The organism is Sphingobacterium corticibacterium (assembly GCF_004208525.1).
Classification (GTDB): domain Bacteria; phylum Bacteroidota; class Bacteroidia; order Sphingobacteriales; family Sphingobacteriaceae; genus Sphingobacterium; species Sphingobacterium corticibacterium.
Map to the genome: position 1 here is coordinate 57,182 of NZ_SGIT01000002.1, position 18,357 is coordinate 75,538.

Below are 18,357 nucleotides of genomic sequence, written 5' to 3' on the forward strand. Positions count from 1 at the left end.
AAACGATGAAAAAAAATAAAAAAGTTTATACTGTTCTTTTCGCATTGTTGATAGCCAGCTCACTGGGTATACGTGCACAGGAAAAGACCGATAGTCTCGTCCATGTGGCATTTGGATCTAAAGCAAAAACGGACCTTTTGGGCGGTGTAAATAGTGTAGATATCTCCGCATTGCTAGATAAAAATTATGGCACATATAGTTTAGACAACCTGGAGAGCTTCATTGGCGGTTATAACGGGAATATATGGGGACAAGGTGCACTCATCCTAGTTGATGGGATACCAAGGAGTGCCTCTGATGTTCGCTTAGTAGAAATTGCGTCGATAACAGTACTGAAAGGAGCCAGTAATGTTGCTCTTTATGGCAGTACCGGTGCAAAAGGTGTGATATTAATTACGACCAAAAGGGGGGCAATAAAACCTTTGCAGATTGATGTACGTGCGAATACAGGACTGTTTGCGCCTAAACGCTACCCTACTTATCTAAACGCGTCCGAATACATGACCCTCTTTAATGAGGCATCCAGAAATGATGGTGTAGCAGCGAGGTATACAGCAGAAGAGATTTTTAATACGGCATCAGGAGTAAATCCGTATCAATATCCGGACGTCAACTTTTATTCGTCTGACTATATCAAAAATGTATTTTCGAGATCGGATGTAACCACTGAGATATCTGGCGGAAATGAACGTACACGATACTATACCAACCTTGGATTGGCAAAAAGCAATGACATACTGAAATACGGAGATAGCAAGAATAACGACGCGCTGTCGTTCAACGTGCGCGCAAATGTAGACATGAAGCTGACTGACTGGTTGTCGGCTTCGACCGATGCCGTTGCTGTCGTCACAGATAGTTACACTGCGAGAGGTAATTTCTGGGGAACTGCAGCGACCTTACGACCAAACTGGTTTTCTCCTTGGGTGCCGGTCGACCAACTCGATATGGGTAATAGCAATCTGCAAACGTTGGTTGAAAACAGCAAAAACATCATCGATGGTAAATATCTGTTAGGGGGAACATCTAACGATCAAACCAATACCTTCGCGGATATGCTCGTCGCCGGTTACATCAAATCCAAACATCGTCGATTTATGTTCAATGTGAATGCCCATGCAGATTTGTCTGGAATTACGGAAGGCTTATCACTAAACGGCGGTTACAGTCTAGATTATCAAACGTTCTACAACGAGGCATTCAAAGAAGACTATGCCGTCTATCAGCCGACATGGGCTCAAGTAGATGGAAAAAGGCTGATTACTTCTCTCACTAAATTTAACAACGACCTCAATTCCACCAATGAATATATTGGCGAAACAAATTACAACCAGACAATGTCGTTTAGAACACAGTTGGACTACACACGTTCGTTTGGGCTTGAGCACAATGTAGACGCTTCGTTAGTTGGCTGGGGTTATTTTATCCAGATGGCGAGAGATGCGAACCATGAAGGGAGTACGTACCAGCCGTTGCGAAACACAAATCTTGGCGTACGTGCAGCTTACAATTACCGTCAGAAATACTATGCAGACTTTACGGGGGCCTTGGTACATTCCGCCAAATTGGCACCTGGAAATCGGAGTGCCTTTTCTCCTACCTTTACACTGGGTTGGCGGATCAGTGATGAACCGTTTTTCAGCGAGAACATTTCCGTTTTTGATCACCTAAAATTGTCTGCTTCCTACGGATCTTTAAACCAAGATCTCGATATTCCCAATTATTATATGTATCAAGGTTACTTTGTCAATGATGGTGGATGGTACCAGTGGAGAGATGGTGTGGCAGGCGGCGAGACCACCGGATCCCGCCAAGGCGAAAACTTGGATTTATCATTCATTAAAAGAAAGGAATTTAGGATTGGCTTAGATGCGGCGTTGAGCAATAACCTGATTACCTTAGACGCAAACTATTTTCTGCAACAGACGAATGGCCTGTTGACACAAGGAACGGCGACGATCTTTCCATCTTATTTTTCTAATTGGGACTTCTCGTTTCTGCCTTACCTAAACTATAATAACGACCGGCGTGAAGGTGTGGATTTCACCGCCAATCTTCATCAAAAAACCGGTCAGGTAAACTGGTCCTTAGGATTAACAGGTATGTACTTTTCATCTCGCGCAACCAAACGCGACGAAAGGTTTGAAGATGATTATCAGTATCGCGTGGGTAATCCGCTTGATGCCTATTGGGGTTATATCAGCGAAGGTATTTTCATGAACCAGCAGGAAATTGATAACCACGCAGAGCAACGATTCGGAGAAGTAAAACCGGGTGACATAAAATATAGGGACATTAATGGCGATGGCATTATCGATAGTCGCGATCAGGTTAACTTGGGACACAATGGTTGGGCGGTATCGCCATTTACGTATGGTATCAACGTTACCCTGAGATGGAAAAACTTTACGTTATTCGCTTTGGGTAGCGGGCAAGCCGGCGCAATTGGATTCAAGAACAACGACTATTTTTGGGTGAGAGGAGCGAGTAAATATTCGGAAGTCGTTTTAGACCGCACAGAAATTGAAAAAAACAGCTCCGGCGAATACGAAGTCACGAAACTTGGCAGTTATCCACGTTTAACAACCACTTCGAACAACAATAATTTTCAAAATTCAACCTTTTGGATGTATAAAAACAATCGCTTTAACCTGAATAGAGTACAGCTTACTTACGATTTTGACAAAGACTTGCTAAGTAAGACATTTATAAACGGATTAAGCGTCTATGCAAATGGCGACAATCTTTTGGTTGTGTCCAAGGAGCGTAAAATGATGGAAACAAATATTGGTTCTGCGCCGCAATACCGATTTTATAACGTTGGATTTAAAGCATCCTTTTAATTCATATCTTAACAACGTACATTATGAAAATGAGAATATTAATAGCAGGATTATGTATTTGGGCCTTATCAGGTTGTGAAAAATTACTAAGCCCGGATCCCGAAAACTTTAAATCGATTGAACAGATGTATACGGATGCCAGTTATGCGCAAGGGTTTCTTGTCAACGCTTACCGTTCTATCCCTGGTTCTTACGACAACAGCGAATATGCTACAGATGATGCTGTTACTAATCAAAGAAGCAACGGATATCTTCAGATGGCAACCGGAACATGGACGGCAGCTAACAATCCGGTAAATTTATGGCAGAATAACTACGGAGCGATTCAGTATATCAACTTATTTCTGGAAAATGTAGATAAAGTTAAATGGGCGGAAGATGAAGCAGCAGCACAATTGTTTAACAGACGTATGAAAGGCGAAGCGTACGGACTACGCGCGTTGTTCCTATATTATTTATTAAGAAATCACGGGGGTGTCACAGCCGATGGCAAATTGCTAGGCGTACCGATAATTACAGAATTCCAAACAAAGGACTCGGATTTCAACCAAAGTCGCGCCACTTTCGAAGATTGTGTAGCGCAAATCAACGATGATTTGGATAGGGCCGAAGAACACCTTCCTTACGAATATAATAATATCAGTTCTCCGGCGCAAATACCTGAACGATTCAGCAGCATAACGAACAATGTGGAGACTTACAACCGCGTCATGGGCGAATATTCCCGCCTACTATTTAATGGCCTTATTGCCCAGTCTTTTAGAGCTCGTACAGCCTTGCTAGCTGCTAGTCCTGCATTTCTAGGCAGCAGCAATCCTAATTTTTGGGCTGACGCCGCTAATACGTCAGCAGAAATTATCAAGTACAAGGGCGGACCAAATGCACTACCTGCCAATGGATTTACCTATTACACAAATGCAGCCGAAATTGATGCCTTGAGCGGAGGGATAAATCCACCAGAAATCATCTGGCGAGAAAATATATCCAGTATTAATACGACGCAGGAAGCGCAGAACTTTCCTCCGTCATTATTTGGAACCGGATTCATGAACCCTACACAGAATTTAGTGGAAGCATTTCCCATGGCCAATGGATATCCTATAAACGATAATAGCAATAGCGGTTACAATCCGAATAATCCGTTCGCTGGAAGAGATCCGCGTTTAGCTACCTACATCATATACAATGGGAGCACTGCAGGTGTTTCCAACAGCGTTATCTATACAGGCAGCACCGCCGGCAGAGAGAATGGTGACGGGATCAACATTCGGGAAACATCTACAAGAACAGGGTATTATATGAAAAAGCGATTGCGCATGGACGTCAATGTCGATCCAGCTTCCACCACTGGAAAAGCACATTACAACCCTCGGATACGCTATACTGAAATCTATCTTCTCTATGCAGAAGCGGCTAATGAAGCTTGGGGTCCGACCGGAGATGGTGGAAATGGATTCTCTGCTTATGACGTCATCAAGGCAATACGTAGACGAGCAGGTGTGGGAACCAGCAATGGAGATCAATATCTAGAGGAATGTAAGAATGATCCGGTTAAAATGCGGGAACTCATCCGGAATGAGCGCCGTTTGGAATTATGTTTTGAAGGCTTCCGTTTCTGGGACTTGCGTCGCTGGAAACTTGATTTAAATGAAACAGCTAGAGGAATAGATGTCAACGGAAGTTCATACACTCCCGTCCAAGTAGAAAGTAGAACATTCCAAGATTTTATGAACTACGGTCCCATCCCCTATTCCGAGATCTTAAAGTTCAGCAACCTACAACAAAATAAAGGCTGGAATTAATTTGACTGATATTAAGAGAAGTAAGAAAAATGAAAAATTATAAGAATATATTGGGTTTGATAGGTGTACTGCTGTATTCCTTCACCTCTTGCCAGAACAAAGAGATCGTGCATCCTGATTTTGACTACCAAACAGTTTACTTTGCTTCGCAATACCCCATCAGGACAGTGGTACTTGGCGAAGATCCGCTCGTAGATAATACATTAGACAATGAACATAAAGTTAGCATCAAAGCAACTATCGGCGGTGCACGTACCAATTCCAAGCAAGTTGATATTGTTGTTGCCGTAGACGAAAGCCTTCTGGAAAACCTCTATTTTCCTGGCGGAACGACGGAGGTAAAACCTATGCCATCTTCGTACTATACACTCGCGAGTGATAAAATCAGCATTCTACCGGGTGCTATTTTAGGCGGTGTGGAGGTTCAATTGACCGACGATTTTTTCCAAGATCCACTCGCAATTCAAAATCATTATGCAATCCCCTTGCTTATGAAAAACGTCAACGGAGCGGATTCCATCCTTCGCGGTCTGTCCACGTTATCATCCCCCAACCGCCATCTAGCGGTTGATTGGAACGTTAGGCCAAAAGATTACGTATCATATGTTGTTAAGTTTGTGAATCAGTGGCATGGGAATTATCTAAGAAGAGGTGTCGATGCCATGACCGGAGATGTGACTAGGAATGTCTCTCGCCGTACGGAATATATAGAAAAAAATGAAGTGAACTTACTCACCACCAAATCACTCCAAACACTGGAATTCCCCGTTGAGTTCCGCGATGCAGATGCAGGTAACATCTTCCGCTGTACATTATTACTCACGTTTGATCAAGAAGGCAAGTGTACTATTACAACAAATTCTTCTGGCTACACAGCTACAGGGACAGGTTCATTTGTTAAAAGAGGTGACAAAAACAGTTGGGGTAATCAGGATCGTGATGCGCTGTATTTAGATTATCAAGTGAACTATAGTAATATTATTGTAGGATCGGGTGCAAACAGCAAAACCATAAGTGGGCAAATAGTGACGAAGGACACGTTAGTTATGCGTGACCGTGCAGTCATTGCAGAATATTTCACACCGGTTGTTAAGTAAATTTTTAATCGACTATTATGAACACGATAAGTAAAAAATTATATAGGTGGGTTCTCGTGTGCTTTTCGACAGCTACTTTATTCCAGGGTTGTGCCAAGTTTGAGACACGGGAGTTCTATGCAGATAAACCGCAAAGTATCATAGACCAAGAAACATTAGATGCTTATAAGGAACTTAAAAACTATGTTCAAGCTACGGGGCAGCCTGATTTTAAACTGGCTACCGAACTCAGCTACACGGATCTTGTTAGTAACAGTGTGCTGTATAGACTGGCTCAACAGCACTTTGACCAGATTAGTTTAACAAATGGTTTGCGTCACTTGGATGCTGTCCAAGACGACGGGTCGATCAGAATCCCTGATTTTACATCGGCAATGGAAGCGCAGGCATCGACGGGGCTTTCCACACACGTGGGCCACCTGCTATGGCACGAAAACCAGGGTGCAGATTATCTGCAGAGCCTAATTGCAGACATCATTATACCTGGCGAATCTGGAAAAGACATCGTTGTCGATTTCGAAAATGACGAACTTGGTAAATCCTACCCGATGATTGTCGGTGGAGACCTGAGTGCGAATCGAGTTGTAACAGATCCGGATGGCAAAAGTGGGAATGCGTTAAATATTAAAGGTCAGCAAACCTTTCCGCAGTTCCAGATTACTCTGCCCGAAGGACGCAAATTAGGGGATTACCTAAATGTAATGATTGATTTCAAAGGGGAAGGATGCTGTGGTTTATATGGTGCGGGAATGCGTCTTGCGATCAGTGCCAACACTGGCAATGTAACATTCGCTAGTTTTGGCGGTCCTTCATCTTTCGGCGTGCCTGGCGGCCAATGGGGCCGAGGACTGATTGAACTACCAATTTCCTCACTCAACCTCACCCCCGCTCAAAAAGAATGGACAGAATTTGTACTGACGGTGGGATCTGCAACGGGCTCGGGCGACTATCTTATAGATAATATCACGATGAGTTGGGAAATAGTAGGCGAAACGATTATCAAAACGCCAGCTGAGAAAAAAGAAATCATTTCGGGCGAAATGGAAAAATGGATCAAAGCTATCGGAGAAGATGGTAAAGAAACCGTGAAATCATGGAGTGTCGTTTACCAACCCATGGATGAGGATACACCTTCGGAACTGCGAAATGGTACAGGAATTAATCCCGATGATTTACCTACAAATACTTTTTACTGGCAAGATTATCTGGGTAAAGATTACGCCAGCATCGCCATTGGTATGATCAAAGCATATGCAAGCACAAATGATCAAATCTTCTTTACCGAAACGGGCCTATTAGACAATCCGGCTAAGATTCAGGGTCTGGCAGATTTCATTGCTTATACCGATGGTAAAGGAACGACAGTAGATGGTATCGCGACAGAGCTATCCTTGAATGTAGGAGATAACAAAGAAAAAGTGGAATCCACTTTGCAACAGTTAGCTGAGACAAAAAAATTAATCAAAATATCTTTTGATATCGGTACCGGGACAACGACCAATCAGGCAACAACCGCTTTGTATAAACAACAGATGGACATGTATAAATGGTTTATAGAAAGTTACTTTAATATAATACCTTCAAACCAAAGAGCGGGCATTACTTTCCGCAGTCCAGCAGATCAACCCTCAACATCCGCATGGCGCCCGAACCAACCGGTGGGTATCTGGACAAATAGCGGAGGTTACCAACGTAAAGCTGCATATGTGGGAGTGGTTGAGGCTTTGCAGAGTCAATAGAAATATCTTAATTTAGCAATACATTTTAAGGGTTGTGTTTATTCTACACAACCCTTTTCTAAAACACAACTTATGAATTTTAACATAAATATTTTCGTTAGTCTGTTCTTTTTTGTTTTTTTTCAACACATAGGCTACGCGCAGGATAAAAACTTCCACGTATACCTATGTTTTGGTCAATCGAATATGGAAGGACACAGTGAGTTTGAACCTACAGATATCCTATCCAACGCTCGATTCCAAGTTCTGTCAGCGGTGGATTGTCCCGATCTCGGCAGAGAAAAAGGTAAATGGTATCAGGCAACCCCTCCCCTCACACGGTGCAACACCGGACTCACGCCTGCTGATTATTTTGGAAAAACGTTGATCGACAATCTGCCGGATAGCATTCAGGTAGGCATTATTAACGTATCGGTTGGTGGGTGTCACATCCAACTTTTTGATATAGATAGTACGGAGAGTTATGTAGATCGTGCTCCAGGCTGGATGAAAGGCATGCTTGCTCATTATGATAATAACCCTTATAAACGGTTGGTAGAAATGGCAAAAGCCGCACAAAAGACAGGTATTATCAAAGGTATATTGTTACACCAAGGAGAAAGCAATACAGGTGATCGCGACTGGCCTAACAAAGTAAACAAAGTGTATCAAAATCTTTTAAATGACCTCGATCTTCAAGCATCGGAGACACCTTTGTTGGTCGGTGAGTTACTTTCCGCTGAACAGGGGGGGAAATGTGCTAGCATGAATGAAATTATTCAAGCGCTTCCGAAGACCATCCCAACAGCACATATTGTGTCGTCAGCAGGTTGCGAAGGTGTACCAGATGGACTGCATTTTAGCACCGAAGGTTATCGACAACTGGGGAAGAAATATACAGAGGTATTACTTTCCATTCCAAGAAATTAGAGAACACTGTCCGCCATTTCACCTATTAACTTACGAGTATTTACCATATCGTACCTGGTAAATACTCGTTAAACGTCCTTAAAAACATGTTCGAGAGGCTAATTAGAATCCTCCAACCATGTGCGGAAAATTACTAATTATGAAAACTACTCCACCAACCTCACCCGGAACACGCGCCCTGCCCGATGTCCGGGTTTGGGAACAAACTTAACCGTAACAATATCTTTTCCTTGCAGCACATCATTTGGAATAGCATAATTGAGGTCAAAGAATTTACTTTGGTTCCATTTCCCGCCAAGTTTCTCCGTTGCGATCACTTGATCATCAATCAAAACATCAAAATCCCTATTTCCGGATTCATATCCCCAATACGTGACCAGCAGAGAAAGATTTTTCTTCGCAGAAGTCTGTAGTTCGAACGAGAAATAACCACCGTCTGCAGCCTCACGCCAAGATTGACCCTGATGATTTCCTTTACTAGATTTCAGTTCTTTAAACCGATGATCCACCTCCGGTTGTTGCTCACCAAGTTTTACGGCATCAACCGTGCGTTGATCGAGTACTAGTTTTAACCGTTCCTCCTCTTTCTTCTCCGCTTGCAACTTATTAAACTCCTCTCCTGTCATCGCCAACCAATACATCATGTACCGGCTATCGTGGATTTCATAAAACGGCTGCAAAGTAAGCTGACCAAAGCGCTTGTCTACAAATGCAGACGGCACTTGAAAATGCAGCGGCTGATTAGCTATTGCACGTGTTTGGTTCAGACTGCCGATTAATGCTGCACGATCGCCAATAAGCGCTGGTGTATCAAACAAAGAAACTAATGATCCGTGCGCTATATGTCCCCAGCGATGGTCATCGGCCACCAAGCCTGTTACATCGCCGTGATCTACTTTACTTCCCATCAAAATCGGACCGCGAAAGATAGAAATATACTCGGGATTGTGTTTCAACTCCTCTACGCGAAGATCCATCGGCATATCGATTTTTAGTTGGTCTCCTTTTTTCCAGACTCTATCGACCACAATATAAGATCCCGGTTGAAACGACTTCGCATAGTCCTTTCCACCAACAGTAACTTTCATTTTTCCTGCCGGCACCCAACTCGGATAGCGAATCAGCATCTTAATCCGATTTGATTTTACATCTTGTATGGTGATTGTACTGTTGCCTGACGCTGGAAAATCCGTGTATTGAGTCAAACGTATTCCTTTTTCTTTCCAGTTTAATTCCGAAGCAACAAATAAGTTAACATATAGGGCATCTCCATCTTGTGTATAGATCATTTCGCCATATTTCCCATGGTTCTCCATCCCGGTACCCACGCAACACCACATCGCGCTATTGACCTTTGAATAAACCCGATAATGTGCCGGACGTGCGGACGTAAAATAGACGTATCCTCCGTGATCGGGATGCTGGGTAGACAAGATGTGGTTGTAAAGGGCGCGCTCATAGAAGTCCATATACTTCGCGTCGGGTTTCATACGAAACAATCCGCCTGCCAGCTTCAACATATTATTCGTATTGCAAGATTCAGGACCTTCCCTTTCTTCCATATAGTTCAGAAAATCCTGTTCCGAAGGAAAATGTTCACGACGGCTATTGCCCCCTAGTGCCAAGGACCGATTTTGTGATACAGTTTCCCAAAAGAAATCAGCCGCAACCATATAATCCTGTTCATGGGTTAATTCTGCCACACGTTGGTATCCTACCGCCTTAGGCACCTGCGTGTTGGCATGCATATTATCCAAGTTATCGACCCGATGTGATACCGAATCAAAAATCTGCTTGTGGGAAAAACGTTTCGCTGTAATCAGATAACGCGCATCGCCGGTGATTTGATAAGCGTCGGCATAGACTTCATTCATACCACCAAACTCATTGGCCAGCATCGACTCCATTTGTTCATCGCTTAATCCAGCTACCATATCGGTTCCCCAATCACTTAACTTGATAAACATCGCTTTGGCTTCTTCATTATGGCCGTACAACCAAGCGTCACGTAATCCAGCATAGGTTTTATGCAGGTTATACCAAGGCACCCAATATTTCCAGACCTCACCCACATTTCCTTTCTTAACCTCTTTCCACAGGTTTTCGCCATTAGGCACGCCACCCAAGTAACCATCGCCGTTCTTCTCCTGACAACGTTTCAACTCTGCTAACATATAGTCCATACGCTCTTTACATCGCTCGTCCCCGGTTGAGGCGTAATGAATAGCTAACGCGGAAAGGTAATGCCCACCAACGTGGCCGTCTAAATCTATCCAGTTCGAAAAACTCGGTGCTTTAGGTTCCAATCCGGCTTCTTTTAGAAAGGGAGCCAACAGCCGATCTACATCATAGGCTAACAATGTTTCTACATTGAGGTTTTGCGCATGTAAAAAAGGACTCTCTAATAATTTGACATCCCCCAGTCCGAAGGTGTGCTGGTACAATTTTTCTTGGGCCATCGTAGCGGTGCTTAAACCTAAGGTCACCATTAGAACTTTGATTGCTTTATTTCTTATCATTATATTTTAAGGTTTAATTATAAACGGTGCCCCGCGGACCTGGGGCAACCGTTTACGCAACAAAACTAAGCTAAAAACTAATCTATTTTAATATCGTTCGCGGAAGTGGCATACAAACCAATCATCGCTCCGGTAAATCCCCCTGCCACATCGGTAGAGAGAATATCGCCTGATACCGTCCCGCCAACGTTTTCAAAATCCCCCCTACCTATATCGTAAGAGAATCGATAATCGTCTCCGTTGGCATCAACCTTTAACTTTAACTTATGCACTTGGTCGACCTTCGCGTTTGCAACAAGTTTTGAGTGGCCTTTTTCAGTCCGCTCCAAAACTACGTAATAATCATCTCCCGACTTGGTTAAGCCGAACACATAGTTAAATTGTTCACTCTGCAAACAGGTGATTCCTGCCAAATCGCTTTCTCCTTGCGGTACATAGTCCATTTCTACTTCGGCGGAGAATATCTGGTGCTGTTGACGATAAAACAAAGCGGAAATCGGCTGCTGTTTTTTAATGTTGACTTCAAACGGTTTAATGATAATCCCGTCCTTAATCTCCCGTACGAAATTCTCCCGGGGCCCTCGCAAGGCTACCCAACGATCATCCAAACGCCTTTCTTTGAAAGAATCGGCAAATGTAAAATTGCCATTAGGGAATAAACCTGCTGTATTCATTTTATTTTTTGCGCCAGTAGGCATCTTAACGGAGGGTTTCAATGGCTCCATCCCCCCTTCGAATACAGGCCATTCGCCTGACCAATCAACCGGTAAAATAAACGTCTCACGCCCCGTATTGACACGATTCTTTTCATTCGGGCGGATTGCAAGAAATACGCCATACCACTCTCCACTCGGCGTTTCCACCAGATCAGCATGTCCTGCCCATTCGACTGGATTAGCGCGACGCTTATCCAGATGTCTTTGGGATAAAATAGGGTTTTTCGATGAAGGCTTATATGGACCACGCGGACTATCGCACACAAAAATAACTTCACTGTGGTTACCACCAGTTCCGCCTTCTGCACACATCAAATAATATTGATTATTTCTTTTATAAATGTGTGGCGCTTCGATCCAGATTGGCTTTTGCGTAATATCAACGCCGCCGTCAACGATAATTTTGTCCGTACCGGCGATGACTTGATCTTTTTCGATATCGTAATCCCATACTTTGATGACGCGATGCCCTTTATACCGTTCCTTACCCTCATCGGGTGCATCATTATGCACTACATAAGCCTTACCATCATCGTCAAAAAACAGTGCTGGATCAATACCATCGAAATCGAGCTTGATCGGATCAGACCAATTCCCTTGAAGCGGATCTTTCGTTTTCACGACCATATTTCCTATACCGGACGCAATTTGCGTGGTAATCATGTAAAAAGTATCATTATGCGGATTATACATAATATCCGGTGCGTATATTCCGGCACTTATACCGGCAGTTTCGACTTTCAATTGCGATTCTCTGTTCAAAACATGTCCAATCTGCTTCCAATTCACCAAATCTTTGGAATGAAAGATGGGCACTCCCGGAAACATCACAAAAGATGACGCCACCAGATAATAATCATCCCCTTTCCGCGTAATACTTGGATCAGGGTAACAGCCCTGTAGTATCGGACTGTAAAAAAAATCCTCCTCTAAAGGATTATCTTCATAAATCTTATCCTTCCCGGTGTAGGTAAAGTTTTGGAACAATGGTTCATGACTACCTTCTCTAACATCCGTTTCTTCTGTGTCCGTATTTGTTGAGTTGCACGAAACGAATAGAGTGGTCAGCAATAAGCATGACAAGATGCGCGCCCGACCGTTCAATATTCTTCGTTTTGATTGCATAATTTTCCTCCTATTGATGATTTATACCTACTTAAAAAATAACTATACCACCTTTTGGCTGGATAGTCACTTCCACTTCTCCACGTTTATCGATCTTAAGATTTGATTGATACGTAGTACCATCGCTTTTATCAGAAATCATTGATTGCAAACCTCCGCCTAGCATACCCACATGGAGTTTTATCTTCTGAGGTGTATCCTCCGCATTTACGCCCGCCAAATACCACTTTTCACCGTGTCTTCTTGCCAAAACCGCATATTTACCTGGGTAACCGGCAATGAAACGTGTTTCGTCCCATGTTGTTGGAACATTACGCATAAAGTCGATTTCAAAGCTTGGCACATCGGACAAGTTATTTGGTGTCAATGCAAAAGGTTGAACGGGATTTTGAAACAAAACGGCGGTAGCCAACTGGAAGGCATCGGTAGTAAGTCGTTTATTACGATCTTTATTTTCCTTATGCAAATACTTGTTTAATAAGACTCCGCCAAACTCCATGCTACCCACTGTATTCCTTATAAATGGATGTAGTGTAGCGTAAAATGCTTCGTTGTCCCGTGCATGTTGAGAAAAGATCAACATTTCCGACGCGATAACCGCCTCGCTTCCCACGTAGTTGGGGTACATACGCTCCCATCCACGTGGCAATGTGGCGCCATGGAAAATAACCATCAAACCGTGGTCATTAGCGTCAGACAAAATATCTTCATACAACCGCATGGTTTCCTGTTTATCTCCGCCCAGGAAATCAACTTTTAACCCCTTCACACCGATACGTTGCAACCACTTCATCTCGCTTTTACGCACAATAGAAGTGTTCATTTTATTACGAGGGCCCTGCGGTGCATCGTTGAAAGCACCATTCGAGTTATACCATAAAAATATGTCTACATTTTTACTCTTGGCGTATTGCACAAGCTCTTCCAACTTCTCCTTACCTAAATTCTCGTCCCAGAAGGCATCCACTAGAATGTACGGATAGCCTAAATCAGAAGCTAGATCAATGTAAGTTACCTGATCTTTCCAGTTCATACTTTGATCTTGCCACACAATCCAGCTCCAAGTCGACTTGCCAAATTTATATTGTTGCGAGGCTTCATATAACGGTTCCACTACGTCGAAAGGAATGGTAGTTTCTACAATAGGTTGTAGATCATTCCCAACTGTTATCGTCCGCCATGGTGTAACGGCGGGTAAGGATACCGCAGCGCCCGTACTGCCAAAACCATTGTTCTGTGCCATATCTGGATAGGCGACATGAAAAACACCTTCTGTAGATATTTCACTGAGGTGTGATGCACAATACAGACTGCTTACACCGGTTTCGGAGAGAAGAGCCCAACCTGTATTACCAATTCTGAATAGTCCCGGAAATACAAATCCGTATTTACTCTTCGCCTTCGCAAGAGGTGCGTCTGCTATATATCCACTCTCATAACTTGGCGCAGTACGCGCAAATGCTGTCATGGGCGTCATCATATTGGACAAGAAAGCCGTAGTGTTTTCGGGAAAACGATATCCGGTTTCCTCACGCAAAACTACCGCACTTCGCCGCTCTCCCCAGACGGGAAGTTCATAACGAAAAGCCACATCATGATCGCTAACTTGGAACACCACCGATAATTTATTCTTTTGTCCATTCTCCACCGTTAATCGCAGTACGTTCGCTTTATACGTAACTTTGGATGTTTTAATTCTGTCTTGTTCATACGTTTTCTCGACTTTATCCATTTCTGAATCGACAAGGCTTAAACTATCAACAAAATCACCTTCGTTCGTATATAATCCTAATGGCGAATTCTCTAAAACGGTTTCGCCCCGATTTTTGAGACTATAAAATAAACGACCTTCATTAATAGAAAAAGAAACAGATAAATTCCCGTCTGGGCCTTGCACTTTAGTTTCTTGCGCAGACAACGTACCTGCGATTGAAATAGATAGTAAAAAAACTGAAAACCTTTTTAAAAGCATAAAATTTTATTTAGTTAACTTAATTGAAACAATTGATTTAGCGTTAACATGCAACACAACAGCGTTCTTGTCTTCTGTTAACACAACACTCTTATTCGCCATTTTACTGGATTCGGTAGTTTCTATAGCCTCTGCCCTCGTCACCTCCTGTGGGAGATCAAATTGTACAGCGCGCACTTCGTTATTGCTACTATTTTGTACTACCAACGTGATATCATCCTCTCCTTCGTATGCAGTTACAAAAAACAAACCATTGTCTTCCATCTTCTCCACTGCAATACGTTGCCGACCTGTCGTATACTTCGCGTAGTGCGACATAATAAATCCGCGCGATAACATTTCACCCGCTGTTGTTCCGTAGAGGCCATCTCCTAGCACACTGTAATGGCGTTTAAGATACCACCAGATATAGGCATTAAAATTAGCATTCATACATCCGTAAATTTCCTCACCAAGCATTAATGCGTTTTCCCATGACCAGTCATCCGCACTGTTATTGTTATGTAAATGCTCTGTCATCCAAATTTCCTTACCGTGTTGTCTTGCCAGCGGGTAATCTCCGATTCCACCTCCGTATAAATGCGTCCCAACGATGTCCAAGTTTTGAACAGCTATAGGATCATTGAGTACGGGATCCGTGTATATCTTCTTAAAATTTACGGCCTCTGCAGCGATTACTTTAACTTTTATCCCCTGAGCATAATCCTTCATAAAAGCCAATATTTGCTCTGGGTTCCAGACACACGCATCATATTCGGGATCCCAGTCAGGTTCGTTTTGGATGGAGACGGCTTCAATTGTCACGCCATTCGCTGTCATGTAATCGACAAATGCATTCAAATGCTCAACATACTCTTGGTAGTACTCTGGCAAAAGATATCCCCCATTACCTCCGGCTTGCTGCTTGCTACTTTTCATATGTGCGGGTGGCGTCCAAGGCGACGCAAAAATCCGCGCCCCTAAAGATTGCGCCTTTTTCGCTATCGCCAAATCTCGATTCCAGTCGGAGGGATTGGCATAGATCATCATGCGCATCATTTTAAAACCCAAACCATCTTGCCCATAAAGGCGTTCAACCTCTTCTTCGGTCAACTGATTATCGCCAAGCCATATTGCTGGATTAAGCATGCCGCCAAAGCCGGTAATAGTTTGATATTTCACCGCCGTGTTCAATGCCAACACAAGTGGAGGTTTCGGTAATTGACTTATCCTAACAAGCTGTTCGACCCCTGTTGTTCGGTTTTTAAATATAAGCTCCTGCTGCCGCTCCTCGCCGGTATTATTCTCGGCATAATTGAAATGTATACGGGTGGTTCCCGCATGCGAAACACTTCCCCCTTGCTTAAATGTAAAATCGGATAAGAATTCTCCTTCAGGTATCTGCAGTTCCCATTCAGCATAGGCCCAATGCAGAGCAACCTCTGCTCTGCCAGCTGCATGGGCGAGCGCGATTTCTCTGACCGAAATGTCCACCGATGGGGTTTTGGTTGTCTCCTCTTTTTTGCAGCCTGCGCATAGCAAAGGCAGCAATAAGAGTAATAAAATTGATCTGTTCATTTTTGTAGGTTTATAAAATATTTGTTAATAAATCAATTATGATGTTTCATATCCAGTTTTATTTTTTTTAATTCATCGAGTTCGTGAATCGGTCGCTCCAGTTCGTAGGGTATCGGCATCTTTGCGAATATCTGAAAATAGAGTAGACAGGCATCTTTCCACCAAACTGCATCCCTCGTCTGTATTTTTAGCTTGGACTGCACCTCTTCAAATCGCTGTTGATCCACATAAGACTCCAATCGATCCCAGGTTTTCTGAAATTCGCGTACCTCCTTTACACCCCGATCATAACGAAAGCAAAGCTCGTCCCATAAACTACGGCCACTTTTCATGGTATGACTCCAAGACACATGGTGAAAATATAAGAGTAGATTTTCTGGACATGTTGTTAAGTTACCGTATGCAGTCTGTAAAGGTTCCTTATATTGGGACACCGCATTACTTCCACTTTTCGTACGGTTAAATCCTATACCTGTCGTATCCGCATTATGATAATACCAGGGCATCCAGTCCGGCCTTCCGCCTTCCATATCACCCCAAGGTTCGGGGCCGTAATGATGATCAAATGCAAATATATGGTGTAATCCGAGCGGCATCATGTAATCAACGACTGCTTCACGTGAATCCATCATCATCTGGCGAACAGGCTCCCTAAACGCTGTCGCACCGGTGAAGGTTTGACAAATCCATTCCTCGGCAATGTCTTCAGATGTGAGCTGATGATTCCAAGCCAGACGGCCAAAAGCATACCAATTTGCCTGTCCAAAATGATGTCCTGTCCAGCTGTCATCTTCTCCGATATTGGAAACAGCAGATATCGCTGTCTTTTTACTTCCCCCTGCACTGCTGGTGGTTATCCTGGCTACAGTGCTACCCGGCCCCCGACTGAAGGTCTCGGCATCTAAAGTTTCCTTAAACAGGGGCGCCAAGTACACTAAATGATTCGAAAAACCCAAATATTCCTGTGTAATCTGAAATTCAACCATCTGCTGTGTCTTGTCCATTGCACCGAACACGGGCGTAAAAGGTTCCCGTGGTTGAAAATCTATAGGCCCATTTTTTATCTGTATAATGACATTTTCCCGAAATTTTCCATCCAGCGGCACAAACTCTTGGTATGCCTGTTTGGCTCGATCTTCTTGCGTGGGATTATACACAAAAGCCCGCCACATAACAGTCCCACCGTAAGGCTTTAAAGCATCTGCTAGCATATTGGCACCGTCGGCGTGTGTACGCCCGTAATCTTGTGGACCAGGCTGTCCTTCCGAATTTGCCTTAACCAAAAAACCGCCAAAATCGGGAATATGCTTATAAATTTCGTCGACTTTAGCTATCCACCACGCCTTCACTTCTTTACGTAAAGGATCCGAATCGGCCAAACCACCCAGCACTTTAGGTGAGGAGAAATTTGCGGATAGATAAACCCTTATACCATACTTTCGAAAAACGTCTGCTAATGCTTTTACCTTTTCGAGATAGTCCGGTGTTAGAATCTGTGGTGAGGCATTTACATTGTTCAATACCGTAGCATTTATGCCTATAGATGCATTGGCTCGCGCGTATCGTTCATATCGAGGCGATATTTTTTTTGGCAGGTCATCCCATTTCCACAATGAATAGCCTGCATATCCCCGTTCGACGGTGCCATCTAGATTATCCCAATGGTTTAAAATACGGATATCAAAATCTGGGACCTCTTCAATATCAATATTTTGAACGTCTGCTCCCACCTCTTGTAGTCTAAGCAAATGATATGCGGCATATAACAAACCAACAGGTTTTGCTGCGGTCACCAATAGATCAGAACCTCTTCTTTTAATCTGATAACCTTCTTTTAATCTCTTAACCGATCTGTCCAGCCGGAGTTCTACAGGCGATCCTGACCAGTAGCTATCTAGTTCCTTCTTTGCTAATTGCGCGATCTCATTGTTAACTTGCAATCGAATCGTACGCCGCTGTGCCACTTCTGCATCAACGGGCTTATATCGCAACCAAAGTTCGCTTCCATCAGCTGCATAAAGCGCACGAGGAATCAGTAAAGTCAGTAAAAAAAATAGTTTTCTCATTGCAAAAAGGTT

At 43.4% G+C, this 18,357-nt stretch carries 10 protein-coding genes; 5 read left to right on the forward strand and 5 right to left on the reverse strand.

Features of this window, described 5'->3' with window-relative positions:
* Positions 1 to 5: 5 nt before the first annotated feature.
* The 5 genes from EWE74_RS08940 (at position 6) to EWE74_RS08960 (ending at position 8,390) form a co-directional block, all read left to right on the forward strand.
* A complete protein-coding gene (locus EWE74_RS08940; protein ID WP_130141221.1) occupies positions 6 to 2,843 on the forward strand; it encodes a SusC/RagA family TonB-linked outer membrane protein in 2,838 nt (945 codons plus the stop codon).
* Between the two features lie 23 nt (positions 2,844 to 2,866).
* Positions 2,867 to 4,645 (forward strand): RagB/SusD family nutrient uptake outer membrane protein, encoded by a 1,779-nt coding sequence (locus EWE74_RS08945; protein WP_130141222.1) that lies wholly within the window; start codon positions 2,867 to 2,869, stop codon positions 4,643 to 4,645.
* Between the two features lie 29 nt (positions 4,646 to 4,674).
* Positions 4,675 to 5,742: a DUF5627 domain-containing protein gene (locus tag EWE74_RS08950; RefSeq protein WP_130141223.1), complete on the forward strand. Its 1,068-nt coding sequence runs from the start codon at positions 4,675 to 4,677 to the stop codon at positions 5,740 to 5,742.
* Positions 5,743 to 5,759: 17 nt separating this feature from the next.
* Positions 5,760 to 7,481: an endo-1,4-beta-xylanase gene (locus tag EWE74_RS08955; RefSeq protein ID WP_130141224.1), complete on the forward strand. Its 1,722-nt coding sequence runs from the start codon at positions 5,760 to 5,762 to the stop codon at positions 7,479 to 7,481.
* 72 nt (positions 7,482 to 7,553) lie between these two features.
* Entirely contained in the window at positions 7,554 to 8,390 is an 837-nt protein-coding gene (locus EWE74_RS08960) for a sialate O-acetylesterase (protein WP_130141225.1), read from the forward strand.
* 146 nt (positions 8,391 to 8,536) lie between these two features.
* Here the strand turns inward: EWE74_RS08960 and EWE74_RS08965 are convergent, their stop codons facing one another.
* From EWE74_RS08965 to EWE74_RS08985, 5 genes are all read right to left on the reverse strand, one after another.
* Positions 8,537 to 10,909: a glycoside hydrolase family 127 protein gene (locus EWE74_RS08965; RefSeq protein ID WP_165384677.1), complete on the reverse strand. Its 2,373-nt coding sequence runs from the start codon at positions 10,907 to 10,909 to the stop codon at positions 8,537 to 8,539.
* Positions 10,910 to 10,986: 77 nt separating this feature from the next.
* Entirely contained in the window at positions 10,987 to 12,750 is a 1,764-nt protein-coding gene (locus tag EWE74_RS08970) for a glycoside hydrolase family 43 protein (RefSeq protein ID WP_130141226.1), read from the reverse strand.
* A 31-nt stretch (positions 12,751 to 12,781) separates the two neighbouring features.
* Positions 12,782 to 14,722: a glycoside hydrolase family 97 protein gene (locus tag EWE74_RS08975; protein WP_130141227.1), complete on the reverse strand. Its 1,941-nt coding sequence runs from the start codon at positions 14,720 to 14,722 to the stop codon at positions 12,782 to 12,784.
* Positions 14,723 to 14,728: 6 nt separating this feature from the next.
* Positions 14,729 to 16,279: a glycoside hydrolase gene (locus EWE74_RS08980; RefSeq protein WP_130141228.1), complete on the reverse strand. Its 1,551-nt coding sequence runs from the start codon at positions 16,277 to 16,279 to the stop codon at positions 14,729 to 14,731.
* 32 nt (positions 16,280 to 16,311) lie between these two features.
* On the reverse strand, positions 16,312 to 18,345 hold the full coding sequence (locus EWE74_RS08985; protein ID WP_130141229.1) for an alpha-glucuronidase: 2,034 nt from the start codon (positions 18,343 to 18,345) through the stop codon (positions 16,312 to 16,314).
* Positions 18,346 to 18,357: the final 12 nt, after the last annotated feature.